Below are 15,374 nucleotides of genomic sequence, written 5' to 3' on the forward strand. Positions count from 1 at the left end.
GCGCCGACGCGGGCCGCCCGGCCCGCGCGGCTCGATCCCCAGCCCTCGCCGGCCGCTTTCCGCGCGCGTCGGCCTGGCGCGATTGCCGATCCACAGGACCGATACGAGAGTTGCACGGATGAGCGACATTCTCCTGCCCGAAGACATCGCCGACGAAGCATCCTCGGACCCGCGCGGCAACGCCGCCTTCATCGAGAAGCACGCCGGCCCTGGCCGCATCGGCCTGTGCGGCGGCCGCGATTTCATCAACAAGCTGATCCGCAAGGCGCAGTCGCCGCTGACCGTGGACGGCCATCGCAGCCTGTGGTCGCACGCATTCTTGTTCAGCGAGCGGCGCATCGACGGCCACTGGTGGGTGATCGAGTCCGACCTGGACATGCGCTACAAGCAGATCCGCCTGGGCGTGCAGGAAAACCGCGTCGAGCGCTATTACGACGCGCAGGCGTTCCCGAACATCGCGATCCTCGATTTCGACCTGAACGACGAACAGCTGCGCAAGATCCAGATCGCCGGCCTCGACCTGCTGTCGGGGCTGTCCAGCTATTCGATCAGCGAGCTGGTCGGCACCTTGATGGCCATGCACAGCCGCCGCCTGCGCAAGCGCAGCAATCTGCTGGCCAAGGAAGGCGCGCTGTATTGCTCGGCGCTGGTGCAGCACTGCTACGCCGCCGGCGGCATCGAGTTTCTGCCCGGCGTGCCCGGCAAGAACATCGCCCCGCACGACATCGACGAATCGCCGCTGCCGCACAGCACCCATCGCATCATCCGCGACCTGGGCGTGTCGACCGTGCGCGAACTGGGCCATCGCTCGCTGCAGTGGATCGATTCCGCGCTCGATTGAGTGGCGGTTGAACGGCTGGCGCCCCCCGAGCGGACCGCGTCCGGCCGAAGCATGTGTTGCCGCACCGGCTTCGATCCGACATCGCCGATCCGCAGACAAAAACTCCGCCGGCGGTGACACCGCCGGCGGATCGCAGACGACCCGAGACCGGGCCCGAACCGCTTACGGGCCTTGCGGCGGCGCCGGCTGTTCGACGTTGTCGGCGGAGATGATGATCTGGCGGGCGCGATCGGCGTTGAGGCAGTACGAGCCCGGCGCCTCGATATAGCGCAGGTTCGGCGCCAGCACGGTGTCGCAGGCGGCAAGCGCGGAGTGGCTGAAGAACAGGTCCGACAGTGCCAGGCCCGCGAGCGGAAGCATGCGCATGAGTTCCCTCTCTGGGTGGATATCCATGAAGACACGGCAGGCCGCGATCGTTCCGGCGTCGCGAATCCTTGCGAGCCTGGATAGTAGCCATGAGCGATCTCAGCCATGGCGATGGCGACTGTATTTTTGTGTGCGATGCCCTCGCCTTCGCAACCAGCGACGCCGCGTGCGCGGCGATGAGGTCGGGGAGCTTGCGGTTCAACCCGCGGCGGTCGAATCCGCCGCTTCGTCCGACGACGCCGCTCCGGCCGCCTGCGTCCCGGCGATCCACGCCCGGGTCTGGCCGAGCACTTCCTGCGACAGCGCCGGATCGTCGCTGAGGCGGGCCAGGATCAGCGCGCCGACCATCGCCGACCACTGCCCGATCGCCTGACGGCGGCGCTCGTCCTCGTCCGCGCCGGGAATGTGCGCGGTCATGCGCCGCAACTGCTCGCGCAGGCCGGCGGTCATTGCGGTGCGCGCCGACGGCGACTGGCGGATGGTGTCCGCGCCCAGCCCGGCGGTGGCGCAGCCGCCGGCCAGGTCGGCGCAGTGGTCGGGCGACAGATAGCCGTCGAGGAACGCGGCCGGACCGTCGCCGGTGCGGGTGTGGGTCAGCACGTGGGTCAGGGTCTGGGCGATCAGGTCGTCCTTGGACTGGAAATGGCCATAGAAGGCGCCGTGAGTCAGGCCGGCGGCCTTCATCACCTCGGACACGGTGACCGCGTCGAAGCCGCGGGCGCGGAACAGGCGTCCGGCCGCATCGAGGATCCGGCGGCGGTTTTCGCTGACTTGCTCGCGGCTGACTTTCATGGAACGCCCTCCTTCCGGGTGCTTGACATCTTACATGATGATCATCATGATAACTCATACATGATAACCATCATGAATAAATCCCTCCCCATCCCGAGGTTTTCCCCGTGAGCGCACTTCCCTCCGTTCTGATCACCGGCGCCTCCACCGGCATCGGCGCTGTCTATGCCGACCGCTTCGCCCGTCGCGGCCACGATCTGATCCTGGCTGCCCGCGATCTGACCCGCCTGAACGCCCTGGCCGCGCGCCTGCGCCAGGATTACGGCGTCGCCGTCGATGTCGTCCCCACCGATCTCAACGTCCCGGCCGCCCTGGGCCGGCTCGAAGCCCTGTTGCACAACGACGAGCGCATCGGCGTGCTGATCAACAACGCCGGCGCCGCCGGGACCGGCGGCTTCCTCGACCAATCCCCGGATCAGGTCGCGCAGCTGATCGGCCTCAACATCACCGCCCTCGCCCGGCTGAGCGCCGCGGTCGCCCCGCGTTTCGCCGCCGCCGGCCGCGGCGCCATCGTCAACGTCGGCTCGGTGGTCGGCCTGGCGCCGGAGCTGGGCATGACCGTGTACGGCGCGACCAAGGCCTTCGTGCTGTTCCTCAGCCAGGGCCTGCAGCTCGAACTCGGCCCCAAGGGCGTGTACGTGCAGGCGGTGCTGCCGTCGGCGACGCGCACCGAGATCTGGGAGCGCTCGGGCAAGGATATCGACGCTCTGCCGGCGGTGATGGAAGTCGATGATCTGGTCGATGCCGCCCTGGCCGGTTACGACCGCCGCGAGCCGGTGACGATCCCGCCCCTGCACGACGCCGGCCAGTGGGAGGCCTTCGAGGCCGCCCGCACGGCGATGCTGCCGAATTTCATGCAATCCCAGCCCGCGCCGCGCTACCGCGCCGCCGCCTGAGTCCGGCCGTCCGGATTTTCGACGGCCGCCCTGTCCGGCGTCCTATCGCCGGACAGTACGCAATGGTATGTTCTTGCCCGTCATCGTGTCGGCGGCCGCTCCCGGCCGCCGCTCTCTCCCCCAGACGCGGCCCGCATGCCTGATCTTCTGCTGTTCTCCCACGCCAACGGTTTTCCCGCGCCGGTCTACAGCGTGATGCTCGATGCGCTGGCCGCGCGCTACCGCGTCGTTCGACCGGAGCGGATCGGCCACGACCCGCGTTATCCGGTGACTTTGAACTGGCCGCATCTGGTCGATGAACTGGCCGCGCGGGTCGAGGCGGCCGCCGGCAACGCACGCCGGATCTGGCTGGTCGGGCATTCGCTCGGCGGCTACCTCAGCCTGCTGGCCGCGCACCGCCTGGCAGATTCAGCGATCGCCTCGCGCCTGGCTGGGGTGATCATGCTCGACTCGCCGCTGATCGCCGGCTGGCGCGCGCATCTGGTGTTGATCGGCCGCCGCACCGGCCTGGACAATCTGGTCATGCCGACGCGCGCTACCCTGCAGCGGCGCAAGCACTGGCCCGACCGCGCCGCGGTGCGCGCGCATTTCCTGGCCAAGCCGGCGTTCGCGCGTTGGGATGCGCGGGTATTGAACGATTACGTCGAACACGGCACCCGCGCCGACGATGCCGGTGCGCGCGAACTGGCGTTCGAGCGTGAAATCGAATATCGGATTTATCGCAGCCTGCCGACCACGACGCTCAGCGGGCTGTCGTCGAAGCTGCGAGTTCCGGTCGGCTTTCTCGCCGGCACGCATTCGCGCGAACTGCGCAACGCCGGCACCGCCGCGACCCGGCGTCTGGTCGGCGAGCGCTGGGCCTGGATCGAGGGCGGTCATCTGTTTCCGATGGAGCGCCCGATGGAGACGGCGCGTGCGATCGAGGCGATGATCGATACGATCGCGCCGAGTGAACATCGGGAAGTCGCGGAGGCTTCGCTGGCTAAGGCCGCGAGGGCCTGAGATCGGTTCGTGGGCTTGTGATCTGCGCTGTTGCGTCATTTCGACAGAAGCCGATTTCCGATTCCATCGCTCCGATGGGAGGCGATCTTTCACGCTTGTCATTCCGGCGAAATCTGCAATCTATTTTGCCGTTGCCGTTGCCGTTGCCGTTGCCGTTGCCGAGATTTTGCCTTGCCTCGGTTTCGCTTTGTTGTGCTTCGGCTTTGCGGTGCTTCGGCTTCGGCCTTGGCTTTTTACTTTTGCCGTTGCTGTTGCCCGGCGCAGCTAGTAACTCGCGAGACCAGGGACACCCGGAGGGCGGCGCACATGGACGTGCGCCGGGTCCCGCGAGTTACTAGCTGCGCCGGGCAACGGCTAAAGCAAAGCCGGAGCGAAGCCTAAGCAAAAGCGAAGCCGAAACCGAAGCCGAAGCCGAAGCCGAAGCAAAATCTCGGCAACGGCAACGGCAACACCAGCGGTACTGGCAACAGCCGGTCAGGGCTTACCAGACCAGATCGTCCGGCACCTGATACTGCGGATCGGCGTAAGGATCCTCTTCCGCGGTCGCATTCGGATCGACCCGCAAAGCCACCGCCGGCGCGAACACGGCTTCGGCCTGGTCGAGCATCGCCGCGGTCACCAGCACATAACGGCCTTCAAGCTGTACCACGCCCAGTTCGCCCGCATTGAGCTGCTTGAGCTGATCAGGCGTGACGTAAACCCGCTTGATCTTGCCGCCGTAGGGGAAATGCCGCGCGATCTCGGCATCGGCGACATTGAGTCCCTGATCCTTGAGCAACTCGGCCAGCTTGGCGCGCGCTTCGCGGCGCAAACGCGCCTCTTCCTGCTTGGCCTGCTCGGCGGCGATGCGCTCGTCTTTCTCGCGCTGAGCGCGGATCGCATAGGCCTTGGCCAGATCGATGTCTTCGCGCGAACGCGGCTTGCCCTGTCCCGTGCCTTGGCCCGGACGCGGCGGACGGACCTGCCCTGGCTTGCCGCCGCGCGGGGTGTCGCCGGGTTTCTGCCCGGGACGCGCGTGCGCGGGGCGATTCGGATTCGGATTTGGACGCGCTTCGCCGGGCGCGGACGCAGGACGGCCGGAGCGTTGCTCGCCGGGTTTGCGCGCGTCGCCGCGGTTGGCGCCGTCGGCGCGATGCTGAGGTTTGCCGGCGCCGGGCTTGCCGCCTCGGCGGTCGTCGGGCTTGCGCTCGGTACGTTCGGGCTTGGGCGCGGGCTTGAAGCCCAGACCCAGCAATTGGTCGCGGAGAGTGTCGCTCATTGCTCGATAGTCGGATCAGTAATGCGGCGGGGGTGGTTCGCTGGCGGTTTCGCCGGTCAGCGGGCTCGTCGCCAAGGCGGCGCGCATGTGTTTGATCTCTTCGAGCGCGCGAAACAGCAGCAACGAATTGCGCGCCTCTTCGCTGCGCGCGGCGGCGAGCGCGTCGCTGAGTTCGCTCAGCGCGTGCTCCTGGAACGCCACGCGCGTTTCCAGGTCGATCAGACGCTGCTGGAGTTCGGTATCGGCCAAAACAATCAATCCGGTGGGGCTACAGGTGAAATCCGAACGACGGCTCAGGCGCCGTCGATCAGGATCGAGCGGCCGCGACCGATGCCGTAATAGGCCAGGTCCGCGGCTTCGACTTCATCGGGATGGTACAGGTTGCGTCCGTCGAAGATCACGCCGTCGGCCAGCGCCTGGCGGACGCGGATGAAATCCGGGCTGCGGAATTGCTTCCACTCGGTCACCACCACCAGCGCATCGGCATCGACCAGCGCGGCGCGCGCCGAATCGCACAGCACCAGGTCTTCACGCTCGCCGAAGATGCGCTGCGCTTCCTCGCCGGCTTCCGGGTCGTAGGCGCGCACGCGCGCGCCGGCGGCCCACAGCTGCGCGAGCAGCTTGCGGCTGGGCGCTTCGCGCATGTCGTCGGTGTTGGGCTTGAACGCCAATCCCCACACAGCGAAGGTCTTGCCGCGGATGTCGCCGTCGTAATGGCGCTGGATCAGTTCGAACAGATGGCCCTTCTGGCTGTCGTTGACCTCTTCCACCGCGTCGAGCAGGCGCGCGCTGTAGCCGTGCTGCTGCGCCGTGCGCGACAGCGCCTGCACGTCCTTGGGAAAGCACGAGCCGCCGTAGCCGGCGCCGGGATAGATGAAGTGCCAGCCGATGCGCGGATCCGAACCGATGCCGTGGCGGACCATCTCCACGTCGGCACCGACTTTCTCCGCGATGTTGGCGATCTCGTTCATGAAACTGATCTTGGTCGCGAGCATGGCGTTGGCCGCGTACTTGGTCAGTTCCGCCGAACGCAGGTCCATCACCACGATGCGTTCGTGATTGCGGTTGAACGGCGCATACAGGCGCTTGAGTTTTTCCACCGCGACCTGATTGGACGCGCCGATCACGATGCGGTCCGGACGCATGCAGTCGTTGACCGCATCGCCTTCCTTGAGGAATTCGGGATTGGACGCCACGTCGAAGGCGACCTGCACGCCGCGGTTTTCCAGCTCGCGCGCGATCGTCGCCTGGACCTTGTCGGCGGTGCCGACCGGCACGGTGGACTTGTTGACCACCACCACCGGGCGCTCGATGTGCCGGCCGATGGTCGAAGCCACCGCGAGCACGTAGCGCAGATCGGCGCTGCCGTCTTCGTCGGGCGGCGTGCCGACGGCGATGAAGATCAGGTCGCCGTGGACGATGCCGGCGGCGGCGTCGGTGGTGAAGTGCAGACGGCCGGCGGCGTGGTTGGCCTTGACCATCGGCTCAAGGCCGGGCTCGTAGATCGGGATCACGCCGCGGTTGAGGCCCTCGACCTTGGCCTGGTCGATATCGACGCAGACCACGTCGTGACCGACATCGGCCAGGCAGGTGCCGGTAACCAGGCCCACGTAACCGGTGCCGAAGATGGTGACGCGCATTCGTTGTTCTCTTTCAGGTGGAAACGAAAACGGGAGTGGCGCGCGTACCGCGAACGCCGGATGTGAAGACTGTAGCCGCGTCGCGTATCAATCGCGACGGAAACTGCAGCCCCTGCCCTGCGTTCGGGTACCGCTACGCCACTCCCGCCTTATTCCTCAATCGATCAGTGCTTCGGACCGGTGCCCATGGCCGCCGAACCCGGGCCGCCGACCGGAGCGTCGGGCTTGACGATGTCGAGCAGCTCGACGTCGAACACCAAGGTCGCGTTCGGGCCGATCGGGCCGCCCGGGGTGCCTTGTTCGCCGTAGCCGAGCTTGCTCGGGATCCACAGCTTGAACTTGCTGCCCACCGGCATCAGCGCGATGCCTTCCTGCCAGCCCGGGACCACCGCGCCGAGCGGGAACACCGCCGGTTCGTTGCGATCGTAGGAGCTGTCGAAGGTCTTGCCGTCGAGCAGCGTGCCCTTGTAATGCACGCGCACGGTGTCGGTGACCTTGGGCTTGACGCCCTTGCCTTCGGTCAGGATCTGATACTGCAGGCCCGAAGCGGTGGTCACCACGCCGGCCTTCTTGCCGTTGTCGGCCAGAAACTTGACGCCGTCTTCCTGGTTCTTCTTGGCCATCGCGACCATCTTCTCGACCTGCTTGTTGCGCACTTTTTCCTGCAGGCGCTGACGGATCTGCTGCGCTTCCTCATCGGTCAGCAGCGGCTTGTCGCCCTTCATGTTGGCCTGCATGGCCTTCTGCAGCACGGCCAGGTCCAGATCGTCCTTGAGCAGTTCCAGCGAACGGCCCATGTCCATGCCGATCAGATAGCTTTCCTGCTCTTTCTCGGTCTTCATGCCGCCGAGCACCTTGACCTCCTTGCCGTCGGCCGCCTTGTCGCCGGGCTTGGCCTCGGCGGCCTTGTCGCCGGCCGGCTTGCCGGTCTTGTCGCAACCGGAGGCGAACAACGCCATCGAGGCCACGGCGAACGCGAAGGCGGTGTTACGCATGAAAGGCTTCATCAAACTGCACTCCTAGGAGACTGATAACCGGATAGGTGGGAAACCGGGCCGGCCGGGCAACACGCTGCCGGCCGGCGGTCGAACGCTACGCTACGGCCGCATGCGTCGCCGCACGCGGAGCGCAATCACAGGATGTCGAGCAACTCGACTTCGAAGGTCAACGTCGCGTTGGGGCCGATGCTCGGCGGCGCGCCGTTGGAGCCGTAGGCCAGCTCGGCCGGAATCCAGAACTTGAACTTGCTGCCGACCGGCATCATCGCCAGGCCTTCCTGCCAGCCCTGGATCACGCCGTTGACCGGGAATTCGGCCGGCTGGCCGCGATCGTAGGAACTGTCGAAGGTCTTGCCGTCGAGCAGCGTGCCCTTGTAGTTCACGCTGACCTTGTCGGTCGGCTTGGGACGCTCGCCCGAGCCTTGGCGCAGGATCATGTACTGCAGGCCCGAGCCGGTCACGAACACGCCCTTGACCTTCTTGTTCTCGGCCAGGAAGGCGGTGCCCTGCTGCAGGTTCTTGTCGCCGGCGGCGGCGGCTTCGGCCTTGATCTTGGCCTGCATCTTCTCGCTGAAGTTGGTCAGCACGGTGCGCGCGTCGCCATCGGCCAGCAGGGTCTTGCCGCCGCCGAGCGAAGTGCGCACGGCCTGCACCAGGATCGGCAGCTCGATTTCGCCTTTGATTTGCTGCAGCGCCGGGCCGACCATGAAGGTGCCGACCAGCAGGCCGACCTTGCTCTTGTCCACCGCCGGCGGCGTAGCGCCGGGCGCGGCGCCGGCGACCGGCTTGCCTTCGCGCGAGGCGATGCGCGCGCGCAGGGCGGTGTCGACGGTGCGCGCCTCGTCCTGGGTGATCAGCGGCTTGCCGCCGTCGAATACATTCTTGACCGCGCGTTCGAACGCGGCCGCATCCAGGTCCGGGCCGACCGGCTTGAGCGAGGACGCGACGTCCATGCCGATGGCGTAGCTGATTTTTTCTCGATCGTTGGCGAGCACGGTCTTGTCCTGAGCAGAAGCGGCGCCGCCGAACAGCGCTGCGGTGGTGATCAACACGGCAGCGCCGCGCACGAAAGCCTTCATCGGGGTCCAGCTCCTGGTTGCTTGTCCTGATTACGTAATGTGTGCGCCGCGATCCGGCGCCAGCCCGGCATTGTCGCGGGCCCGGCCTGATGCGGCAATGTTCCAGTGTGACGGCGGACAAGCGGCGAAGTTCCGCAGCCCGCCCGCGGGCGCCGCCGCGAAACCGGACCGCGCGCGCAAATCCGCGCGCGATCGGCCTGGATTTCGCAGCCGCGGCTTATTTGCCGGCCGCCGCCGCGGCCGTCTTGCCGGCGGGCTTGGCCGCCTTGGCCGAGGGCGCGGCCAGCGCGCGCTCGATCGCCGCGACCACGGCCGGATCGTCCGGGGTGACCTTGCTGCCGTAGCTGGCGATCAGCTTGCCGTCGCGGCCGATCAGATACTTGTGGAAATTCCACTTCGGCGCTTCGCCGGAGACCTTGCTCAGGTCCTTGTACAGCGGCGTGGCCTGATCGCCGATCACGTGCACTTTCTCGAACATCGGGAACTTCACGCCGTAGGTCAGCGTGCAGAACTCCTGGATCTGTTTCTCGTCCTCGAATTCCTGCGCCTTGAAGTCGCCCGAGGGGAAGCCGAGCACGGCGAAGCCCTTCGCCTTGTACTTGGCATGCAGGCCTTCCAGGGCCTCGAACTGCGGGGTGAAGCCGCATTTGCTCGCGGTGTTGACCACCAGCACGACGTCGCCGCCATAGGCCTTGGCCAGATCGACCGGCACCTTGCCGGCCAGCGGACGGAAGCTGCGGTCGAGCAGACCGGTGCCGGCCGCGGCGGCGACGCCGGCGGTCAGGGCCAGGGACAGCAGCAGGACGGAACCGGCGGCGCGGGCGCGGCGCGGACTCGATTGAGACAGGAAAGTCATCGGGGGCGGGCTCGGATGGACGGTGGGAGGGGCCGTCGCCGCAGGGGCGAAGGCCGCGTGGGACGAGGCTGGGCCCAAGTATGACGCCTATGTCTTCAGTTGGGTCCGCGCCGGTTGACTCGGTGTGTTTAGGTGTTATAGTTGCATACAACACCGGCCCACTAACGAGCAGGACATCCCCATGAACCGCAAGCTGCATAACTCCATATCGGCCCTGATGGCCGCCGGCGGCGCCCTGGTCCTGGGCCTGGTGGTCATGCTTCCGCTGCCCGGCCCGGTCGCCACGCCGGCGCAGGGCCTGGCCCAGTTCGCCGGCGACCTGCCGGCCACCCGCCCGATCGAAGTCGATCTGGGCGCGGTCAGGGCCCGCATCAGTTTCGACCGCGCCTTCGTCGAACGCGCCCGCAGCCGCTCCGGCGACATCAGCGGCGCGGCCCGCAGGATCGAAGCCAGCGCCGCCCGTCTCGAAAACGCGGCCAGCGCCAGCGAACTGGCGCAACTGGCCGGCGTGCTCGCCGGCGATGTCGCCGACCTCAGTGCGATGGCCAACGCCATCGAACCCATTGCAGCCGCGGAGCCGGCACGCACCGAACCCAAGCGCAAAGCCGGGACCGCCTCGCGCCGCAACCGAAGCAATCTCGTCATGCCCTATTTCTCCTTTCTGACGCGGGGCTGAGCCATGACCGCAATCCAATGGAGCGACGGCGCTCCGATCTATCGCCAGCTCAAGGAGCGCGTCGTCGCGATGATGCTCGACGGCGTGCTCAAGCCCGGCGATGCCCTGCCCTCCGTGCGGCAGGTCGCAGCCGAATACCAACTCAACCCCATCACCGTCTCGCGCGCCTACCAGGAGTTGGCCGACGAGTCGCTGGTCGAAAAACGCCGAGGCCTGGGCATGTACGTGACCGAAGAAGCCGCAAGGAAACTGCTCATCAACGAGCGCGAACGCTTCTTGCGCGAAGAATGGCCGCTGGTCATCGAGCGCATCACCCGACTGGGCCTGAGCGCGCAGGAACTGCTCGGCGGCGCGGCGGCCGACAACGCCGGCAACGACAAGGCGGACGCATCATGACCAATGCCATCCATATCGATCCGGGCCACATCGTCACCGCGCGCGGCTTGCGCAAGGCGTACCGCAACAAGCTCGCGCTCAACGACACCACCTTCGACATCCCCGCCGGCCGCATCGTCGGCCTGATCGGCCCCAACGGCGCCGGCAAGACCACCGCGCTCAAGGCCATCCTCGGCCTGATCGCGTTCGACGGCGAACTGTCGGTGCTGGGCCGCGACCCGCGCACCCAGCGCGACGAACTGATGCGCGATGTGTGCTTCATCGCCGACGTCGCGGTGCTGCCGCGCTGGCTGAAGGTGCGCGAGGCGATCGACTTCGTCGCCGGCGTGCACCCGCGCTTCGACCGCGCCAAGTGCGAGCGCTTCCTGCACGGCACATTGCTCAAGCCGGACCTGCGCGTTCGCGAAATGTCCAAGGGCATGATCGTGCAACTGCACCTGGCCCTGGTGATGGCCATCGACGCGCGCCTGCTGGTGCTGGACGAGCCGACCCTGGGCCTGGACATCCTGTATCGCAAGCAGTTCTACCAGCGCCTGCTGGAGGATTACTTCGACGAGAACAAGACCATCGTCATCACCACCCACCAGGTCGAGGAGATCGAACACATCCTCACCGACGTGATGTTCATCCGCGACGGCAAGATCGTCCTGGACTGCCCGATGGAAAACCTCGGCGAGCGCTTCACCGAAGTGCTGATCGACCGCGACAAGGCCGAGCACGCGCGCAGCCTGGGACCGCTGGACGAACGCGCCCTGCCCTTCGGCAAGACGGTGATGCTGTTCGACGGCGTCAACGCCGCCCAGCTCACCGGCCTGGGCGAAACCCGCACACCGGGCCTGGCCGACCTGTTCGTCGCCACCATGAAGGGGACCTACGCATGAATGCCGCCGCCCAAGACCTGACCACCCCGGCCGCACCGCGCGCAGTGGCCGCCTTCCCGCCGCAGCAAGTGTTCAAGATGCTGCTCAAGCGCGAGTTCTGGGAACACCGCGGCGGTTTCCTGTGGGGACCGCTGATCGCCGGACTGATCGCGATCGGCTTCGCCGTGATCGGCATCCTCGCCGGTTCCGTGCTGTTCCATAAGGTCGCCGCCAACAGCGGCGACGGCGTCAACGTCCACATGAGCGGCGGCGACAGCCTCGGCGGGGTCGGCGACATCGCCCTGGCCGGCGGCCTGGGCATGGTGTTCACGGTGTTCGTGTTCGTGGTGTTCTTCTACGCCCTGGGTTCGATTTACGACGAGCGCAAGGACCGCAGCATCCTGTTCTGGAAGTCGCTGCCGGTCTCCGACACGCAGGCGGTGCTGTCCAAGCTGGCGTGGGCACTGGTGCTGGCGCCGCTGCTGGCGGCGGTGATCGGGCTGGGCGTGGGACTGGTGATGTGGGTGCTCGCCTGGCTGGCGGCGGTGCTCAACGGCCTGGACGGCGCCTCGGCGATCTTCACCCAGGCCCATCCGCTGCAACTGATCGCGCAGATCGCGCTGGCGATCCCGGTCTACGCACTGTGGGCGCTGCCGACCATCGGCTGGCTGATGCTTTGCTCGGCCTGGGCGCGCAGCGTGCCCTTCGTCTGGGCGGTGGTGATCCCGCTGCTGGCCTGCGTGTTCATCAGCTTCCTCGACATCATGCCGGGCATCGACATCCCGCACGGCGCGATCTGGTACACGGTCGGTCTGCGCGGTCTGCTCAGCGTGGTGCCGGGTACCTGGTTCCTCAACGAACAGGTCGCCGCCAACACACAGAACGCAGCCACGCATGGTCCCGAAGCGTTGGCCCAGTCGATCAACATCACCAGCAGCCTGCACGCCCTGACCACGATCGACCTGTGGATCGGTGCGGTTCTCGGTGCGGCGATGGTGTACGCCGCGATCCGCCTGCGCCGCTGGCGCGACGAGGGCTGAGTCCGTGCCTCCCGCCCGCGCACCCCGCGGGCGGGATCGGCGGCCCCGCGCCGCCGAACGGCCTCAACCGTTTGCGCCTTCGCCGCATCTCTAAGCTTCCACCCTTATCCGGAGCGTCCAATGCGCCTGCCTACCGCCCTCCTCTCCGCCGCCATGCTGCTGCCGCTGGCCGCCCAGGCCGCCGACCGCTGCGACAACGCCCAGCCGCGCAATTTGCAACTCGACCTGGCCGGGGTCAAAGCCGTGGTATTCGCGATCGGCTCCGACGATCTGACCGTCAAGGGCGCCGCCGGCGCCAAAGGCGCGGTCGAAGGACAGGCCTGCGCGTCCAACGCCGCCGATCTGGCCGGCCTGACCCTGACCCAGCAACGCGTCGGCGACAAGCTGGTGGTCACCGCCGCGCACGCCGACAAGATCAGCCTGAATTTCAACGGCCAGCGCCACATGAAATTGCACGCCACGGTGCCCGACAACCTGATGGTGCAACTCAAGGTCGGCTCCGGCGACGCCTCGGTCGAGAACGTGTCGGCGCTGAGCGCGGACGTGAACTCCGGCGACATCAACATCAGCCGCGTGCGCGGCCTGGTAACCGCGCAAGTGGGCTCGGGCGACATCGATCTGGACAAGATCGGCTCGCTGCAATTGCTGCGCCTGGGCTCGGGCGATCTGAAGGCGCGCGGCATCGCCCGCGACGTCAGCATCGGCTCGGTCGGTTCGGGCGATGTCGAACTCAACCAGGTCGGCGGCTCGGTCGAACTCAAGCGCCTGGGTTCGGGCGATCTGGACGTCAGCGACGTGCGCGGCAATCTGCGCGTGAGCAGCGTCGGCAGCGGCTCGGTGCATCACCGCGGCGTCGCCGGCCGCATCGATATTCCGCAGGAAGACTGACCGCGACGGCGCGTGTACGCACGCGCCGTCGCCTCCCTCCTACCGCCGGCGCTGCGCGCGCTCAGGACTCCGTCATGAAAGCCTCGCTTTCGCTGCTGCATCCCGTCGCCGTGCTTGCAGCCCTGGTGCTGACCGTGTCGAGCGCGGGCTGCTCGAAGTCGCCCGAACGCCCGCTCCACATTTCGGTGATCGATCACATCAACATGGTCGGCGACCATGTGCTGGTGAAAGGCGACGGCGAGCATCGCGCCGAAATCGCCCCCGACGGCGCCCTGAGCATCGACGGCAAGGCGCAAACCCTGAGCGCGGCGCAGCAGGCGATCAGCCGGCGGTACTACCAACAGGCCATGGGTGTCGGCCAGGACAGCGTCGCGATGGGCAAGGCCGGCGCGGCGATGGCCGGCCAGGCGGTGAGCACCGCGGTCGAGGAGCTGAGCAAGGGCCAGCCGGAGCAGATCGGCAAGAAGGTCGAAGCCGAAGCCTCGAAGCTGCAGGCGCGGGCGATGAAGATGTGCGATCGCATCGCCAGCCTGCGCGGCGCGCAGGACGAACTGCGCGCCTCGTTGCCGGCGTTCGCGCCGTTCGCCAAAATCGACGCCGACGTGGCGAAGGATTGCCGCCGCTAGTTCAAAGCGAGCCGCCGGTCGCGGCCCGCCGTTCGCCACCAGGCCCTGCGCGAGCAAGGCCGTGGCCGATAACCGCCCCCCGGACGCCGGCTTATTCCAGTTCGTCGCCCGAGCCCATGCCCGCGCCCGCGCCGCTGTCGCGGGTATTCTTCTGCACCGCGATCGCCGCGAACAGGCTCAACGCATAGGCCATGCCGTAGAAGCCTTTCTCGCTGAAGCTGATCTGCGCGTTCCACAGGCCGATGAACAACAGCAGCAGCGCGCTGACCACCGACACGCAGGCCAGGCCGTAGTAGATGTTCGTGACCGGGACGCCTTCCATCCGGTCGCGCACCGCCTTTTGCACCGACACGGCGGCGAACAGGCCGTAGAGCAGCAGGGTCAGGTAGTAGCCTTTTTCGTTGAGTTGCATGCTCGCGTTCCACAGGCCGATCAGATAGGCCAGTGCGCCGAGCATGAGCGCGGTCCACGAAGCGCCGACGAAAGCCGCCGAGGGTTTGCCGGAAATGGCACGGTTCATATCGCATCCTTGAGCGTTGGTAGCGGCGGGCAAATGCCAAAGTCGCCGTCGAAAGACGGGCTGCCGTGCGGGCGCTCCCAGCCCGCGCGCTCACTATGCCAAGCGCCCGCGGCGCTGTCATCCGCGATCAAGCGATCGCGCGCGCGATCGCATCACGCCAGCCGGACCGGCCCGCCTGATGCGCAGCGTGATTGCCTGGGTTCGCGGCCCGCGGCGACCGCGCCGCGTTGAGACTCGAAGAGAAACCGCGAACCTGTGTGAGCCGGCGCGCGGGCTTGAACGCCTGCGCCGGCGCGCGACGGCGAAACCGTCGCTCACCTTGCCCGTGCTTTTACCGATGCCCGGGCCGGAACCAGTCCCGGCCCGGGGCGACCGGTCAGTGCTTCGGTGCGACTTGAGCGACCGTGGCCTGCGCGGCTTGCGCCGCCGCGGGCGCGGCCTTCGCGGTCAGATCGATCTTGACGCTCTCGCCGAAGGGAATGAATTGCGGCTTGCAGGCAGCGCAAACCAGCAGCGAGAGGACAGCGGCGTACCGAAGAAAATGCCTGGACTTCATGAGCGATGCTCCATCGTTATGGCTGGCCGGATCGGACCAGTGATTTCTGGGGGAGAAACTCGTCCGCGCGGAGCATCCGGCGCC

19 protein-coding genes are annotated in these 15,374 nt (G+C 67.2%); 9 read left to right on the forward strand and 10 right to left on the reverse strand.

The annotated features are described in order from the left end of the window. Positions 1-118: 118 nt before the first annotated feature. Positions 119-841: a hypothetical protein gene (locus LG3211_RS12170; protein WP_057943083.1), complete on the forward strand. Its 723-nt coding sequence runs from the start codon at positions 119-121 to the stop codon at positions 839-841. Positions 842-1,003: 162 nt separating this feature from the next. On the opposite strand, the gene LG3211_RS12175 is transcribed toward LG3211_RS12170, so the two are convergent. Further along, complete coding sequence (locus tag LG3211_RS12175; RefSeq protein ID WP_148648880.1) at positions 1,004-1,201, reverse strand: hypothetical protein; 198 nt, start codon at positions 1,199-1,201, stop codon at positions 1,004-1,006. 204 nt (positions 1,202-1,405) lie between these two features. Next, a complete protein-coding gene (locus LG3211_RS12180) occupies positions 1,406-1,999 on the reverse strand; it encodes a TetR/AcrR family transcriptional regulator (RefSeq protein WP_057943085.1) in 594 nt (197 codons plus the stop codon). A 107-nt stretch (positions 2,000-2,106) separates the two neighbouring features. Here LG3211_RS12180 and LG3211_RS12185 point away from each other — a divergent pair, with 107 nt between their 5' ends. Then, entirely contained in the window at positions 2,107-2,895 is a 789-nt protein-coding gene (locus tag LG3211_RS12185; RefSeq protein ID WP_057943086.1) for an SDR family NAD(P)-dependent oxidoreductase, read from the forward strand. 135 nt (positions 2,896-3,030) lie between these two features. After that, the gene (locus LG3211_RS12190) at positions 3,031-3,897 is read left to right on the forward strand and encodes an alpha/beta fold hydrolase (protein ID WP_057943087.1); all 867 of its coding nucleotides are present in this window, start codon (positions 3,031-3,033) and stop codon (positions 3,895-3,897) included. A 481-nt stretch (positions 3,898-4,378) separates the two neighbouring features. Here LG3211_RS12190 and LG3211_RS12195 read toward each other — a convergent pair whose 3' ends face one another. From LG3211_RS12195 to LG3211_RS12220, 6 genes are all read right to left on the reverse strand, one after another. Continuing rightward, positions 4,379-5,155: a DUF2058 domain-containing protein gene (locus tag LG3211_RS12195; RefSeq protein WP_057943088.1), complete on the reverse strand. Its 777-nt coding sequence runs from the start codon at positions 5,153-5,155 to the stop codon at positions 4,379-4,381. Between the two features lie 15 nt (positions 5,156-5,170). After that, positions 5,171-5,404, reverse strand: coding sequence for a SlyX family protein (locus tag LG3211_RS12200; protein WP_235114618.1), 234 nt, complete (start codon positions 5,402-5,404; stop codon positions 5,171-5,173). Between the two features lie 44 nt (positions 5,405-5,448). After that, positions 5,449-6,795 carry a UDP-glucose dehydrogenase family protein gene (locus tag LG3211_RS12205; RefSeq protein WP_057943089.1) on the reverse strand — a complete coding sequence of 449 codons (1,347 nt, stop codon included), beginning with the start codon at positions 6,793-6,795 and terminating at the stop codon, positions 5,449-5,451. A gap of 164 nt (positions 6,796-6,959) precedes the next feature. Beyond that, entirely contained in the window at positions 6,960-7,790 is an 831-nt protein-coding gene (bamJ, locus tag LG3211_RS12210) for a BamJ family beta-barrel-assembly machinery protein (protein WP_148648881.1), read from the reverse strand. A 137-nt stretch (positions 7,791-7,927) separates the two neighbouring features. Continuing rightward, positions 7,928-8,872: an FKBP-type peptidyl-prolyl cis-trans isomerase gene (locus LG3211_RS12215; protein WP_057943091.1), complete on the reverse strand. Its 945-nt coding sequence runs from the start codon at positions 8,870-8,872 to the stop codon at positions 7,928-7,930. 217 nt (positions 8,873-9,089) lie between these two features. After that, entirely contained in the window at positions 9,090-9,728 is a 639-nt protein-coding gene (locus LG3211_RS12220) for a glutathione peroxidase (protein WP_057943092.1), read from the reverse strand. 181 nt (positions 9,729-9,909) lie between these two features. Between LG3211_RS12220 and LG3211_RS12225 the strand changes: the two genes are divergently transcribed. The 6 genes from LG3211_RS12225 (at position 9,910) to LG3211_RS12250 (ending at position 14,214) form a co-directional block, all read left to right on the forward strand. Continuing rightward, entirely contained in the window at positions 9,910-10,404 is a 495-nt protein-coding gene (locus LG3211_RS12225) for a hypothetical protein (protein ID WP_057943093.1), read from the forward strand. Positions 10,405-10,407: 3 nt separating this feature from the next. Next, positions 10,408-10,800: a GntR family transcriptional regulator gene (locus LG3211_RS12230; RefSeq protein ID WP_057943094.1), complete on the forward strand. Its 393-nt coding sequence runs from the start codon at positions 10,408-10,410 to the stop codon at positions 10,798-10,800. Continuing rightward, on the forward strand, positions 10,797-11,681 hold the full coding sequence (locus LG3211_RS12235; RefSeq protein WP_057943095.1) for an ABC transporter ATP-binding protein: 885 nt from the start codon (positions 10,797-10,799) through the stop codon (positions 11,679-11,681). The genes LG3211_RS12230 and LG3211_RS12235 overlap by 4 nt, the downstream gene beginning before the upstream one ends. A 77-nt stretch (positions 11,682-11,758) precedes the next feature. Then, the gene (locus LG3211_RS12240; protein ID WP_057945443.1) at positions 11,759-12,700 is read left to right on the forward strand and encodes a hypothetical protein; all 942 of its coding nucleotides are present in this window, start codon (positions 11,759-11,761) and stop codon (positions 12,698-12,700) included. A 120-nt stretch (positions 12,701-12,820) separates the two neighbouring features. After that, entirely contained in the window at positions 12,821-13,588 is a 768-nt protein-coding gene (locus LG3211_RS12245; protein ID WP_057943096.1) for a DUF4097 family beta strand repeat-containing protein, read from the forward strand. Positions 13,589-13,662: 74 nt separating this feature from the next. Next, the gene (locus tag LG3211_RS12250) at positions 13,663-14,214 is read left to right on the forward strand and encodes a DUF2884 family protein (RefSeq protein ID WP_057943097.1); all 552 of its coding nucleotides are present in this window, start codon (positions 13,663-13,665) and stop codon (positions 14,212-14,214) included. Positions 14,215-14,305: 91 nt separating this feature from the next. Here the strand turns inward: LG3211_RS12250 and yiaA are convergent, their stop codons facing one another. Both yiaA and LG3211_RS12260 read right to left on the reverse strand, forming a co-directional pair. Further along, positions 14,306-14,734: an inner membrane protein YiaA gene (gene yiaA, locus LG3211_RS12255; RefSeq protein ID WP_057943098.1), complete on the reverse strand. Its 429-nt coding sequence runs from the start codon at positions 14,732-14,734 to the stop codon at positions 14,306-14,308. Positions 14,735-15,110: 376 nt separating this feature from the next. Then, on the reverse strand, positions 15,111-15,290 hold the full coding sequence (locus LG3211_RS12260; protein WP_057943099.1) for a hypothetical protein: 180 nt from the start codon (positions 15,288-15,290) through the stop codon (positions 15,111-15,113). Positions 15,291-15,374 lie beyond the last annotated feature (84 nt).

The sequence above is a fragment of the Lysobacter gummosus genome (assembly GCF_001442805.1).
GTDB lineage: Bacteria > Pseudomonadota > Gammaproteobacteria > Xanthomonadales > Xanthomonadaceae > Lysobacter > Lysobacter gummosus.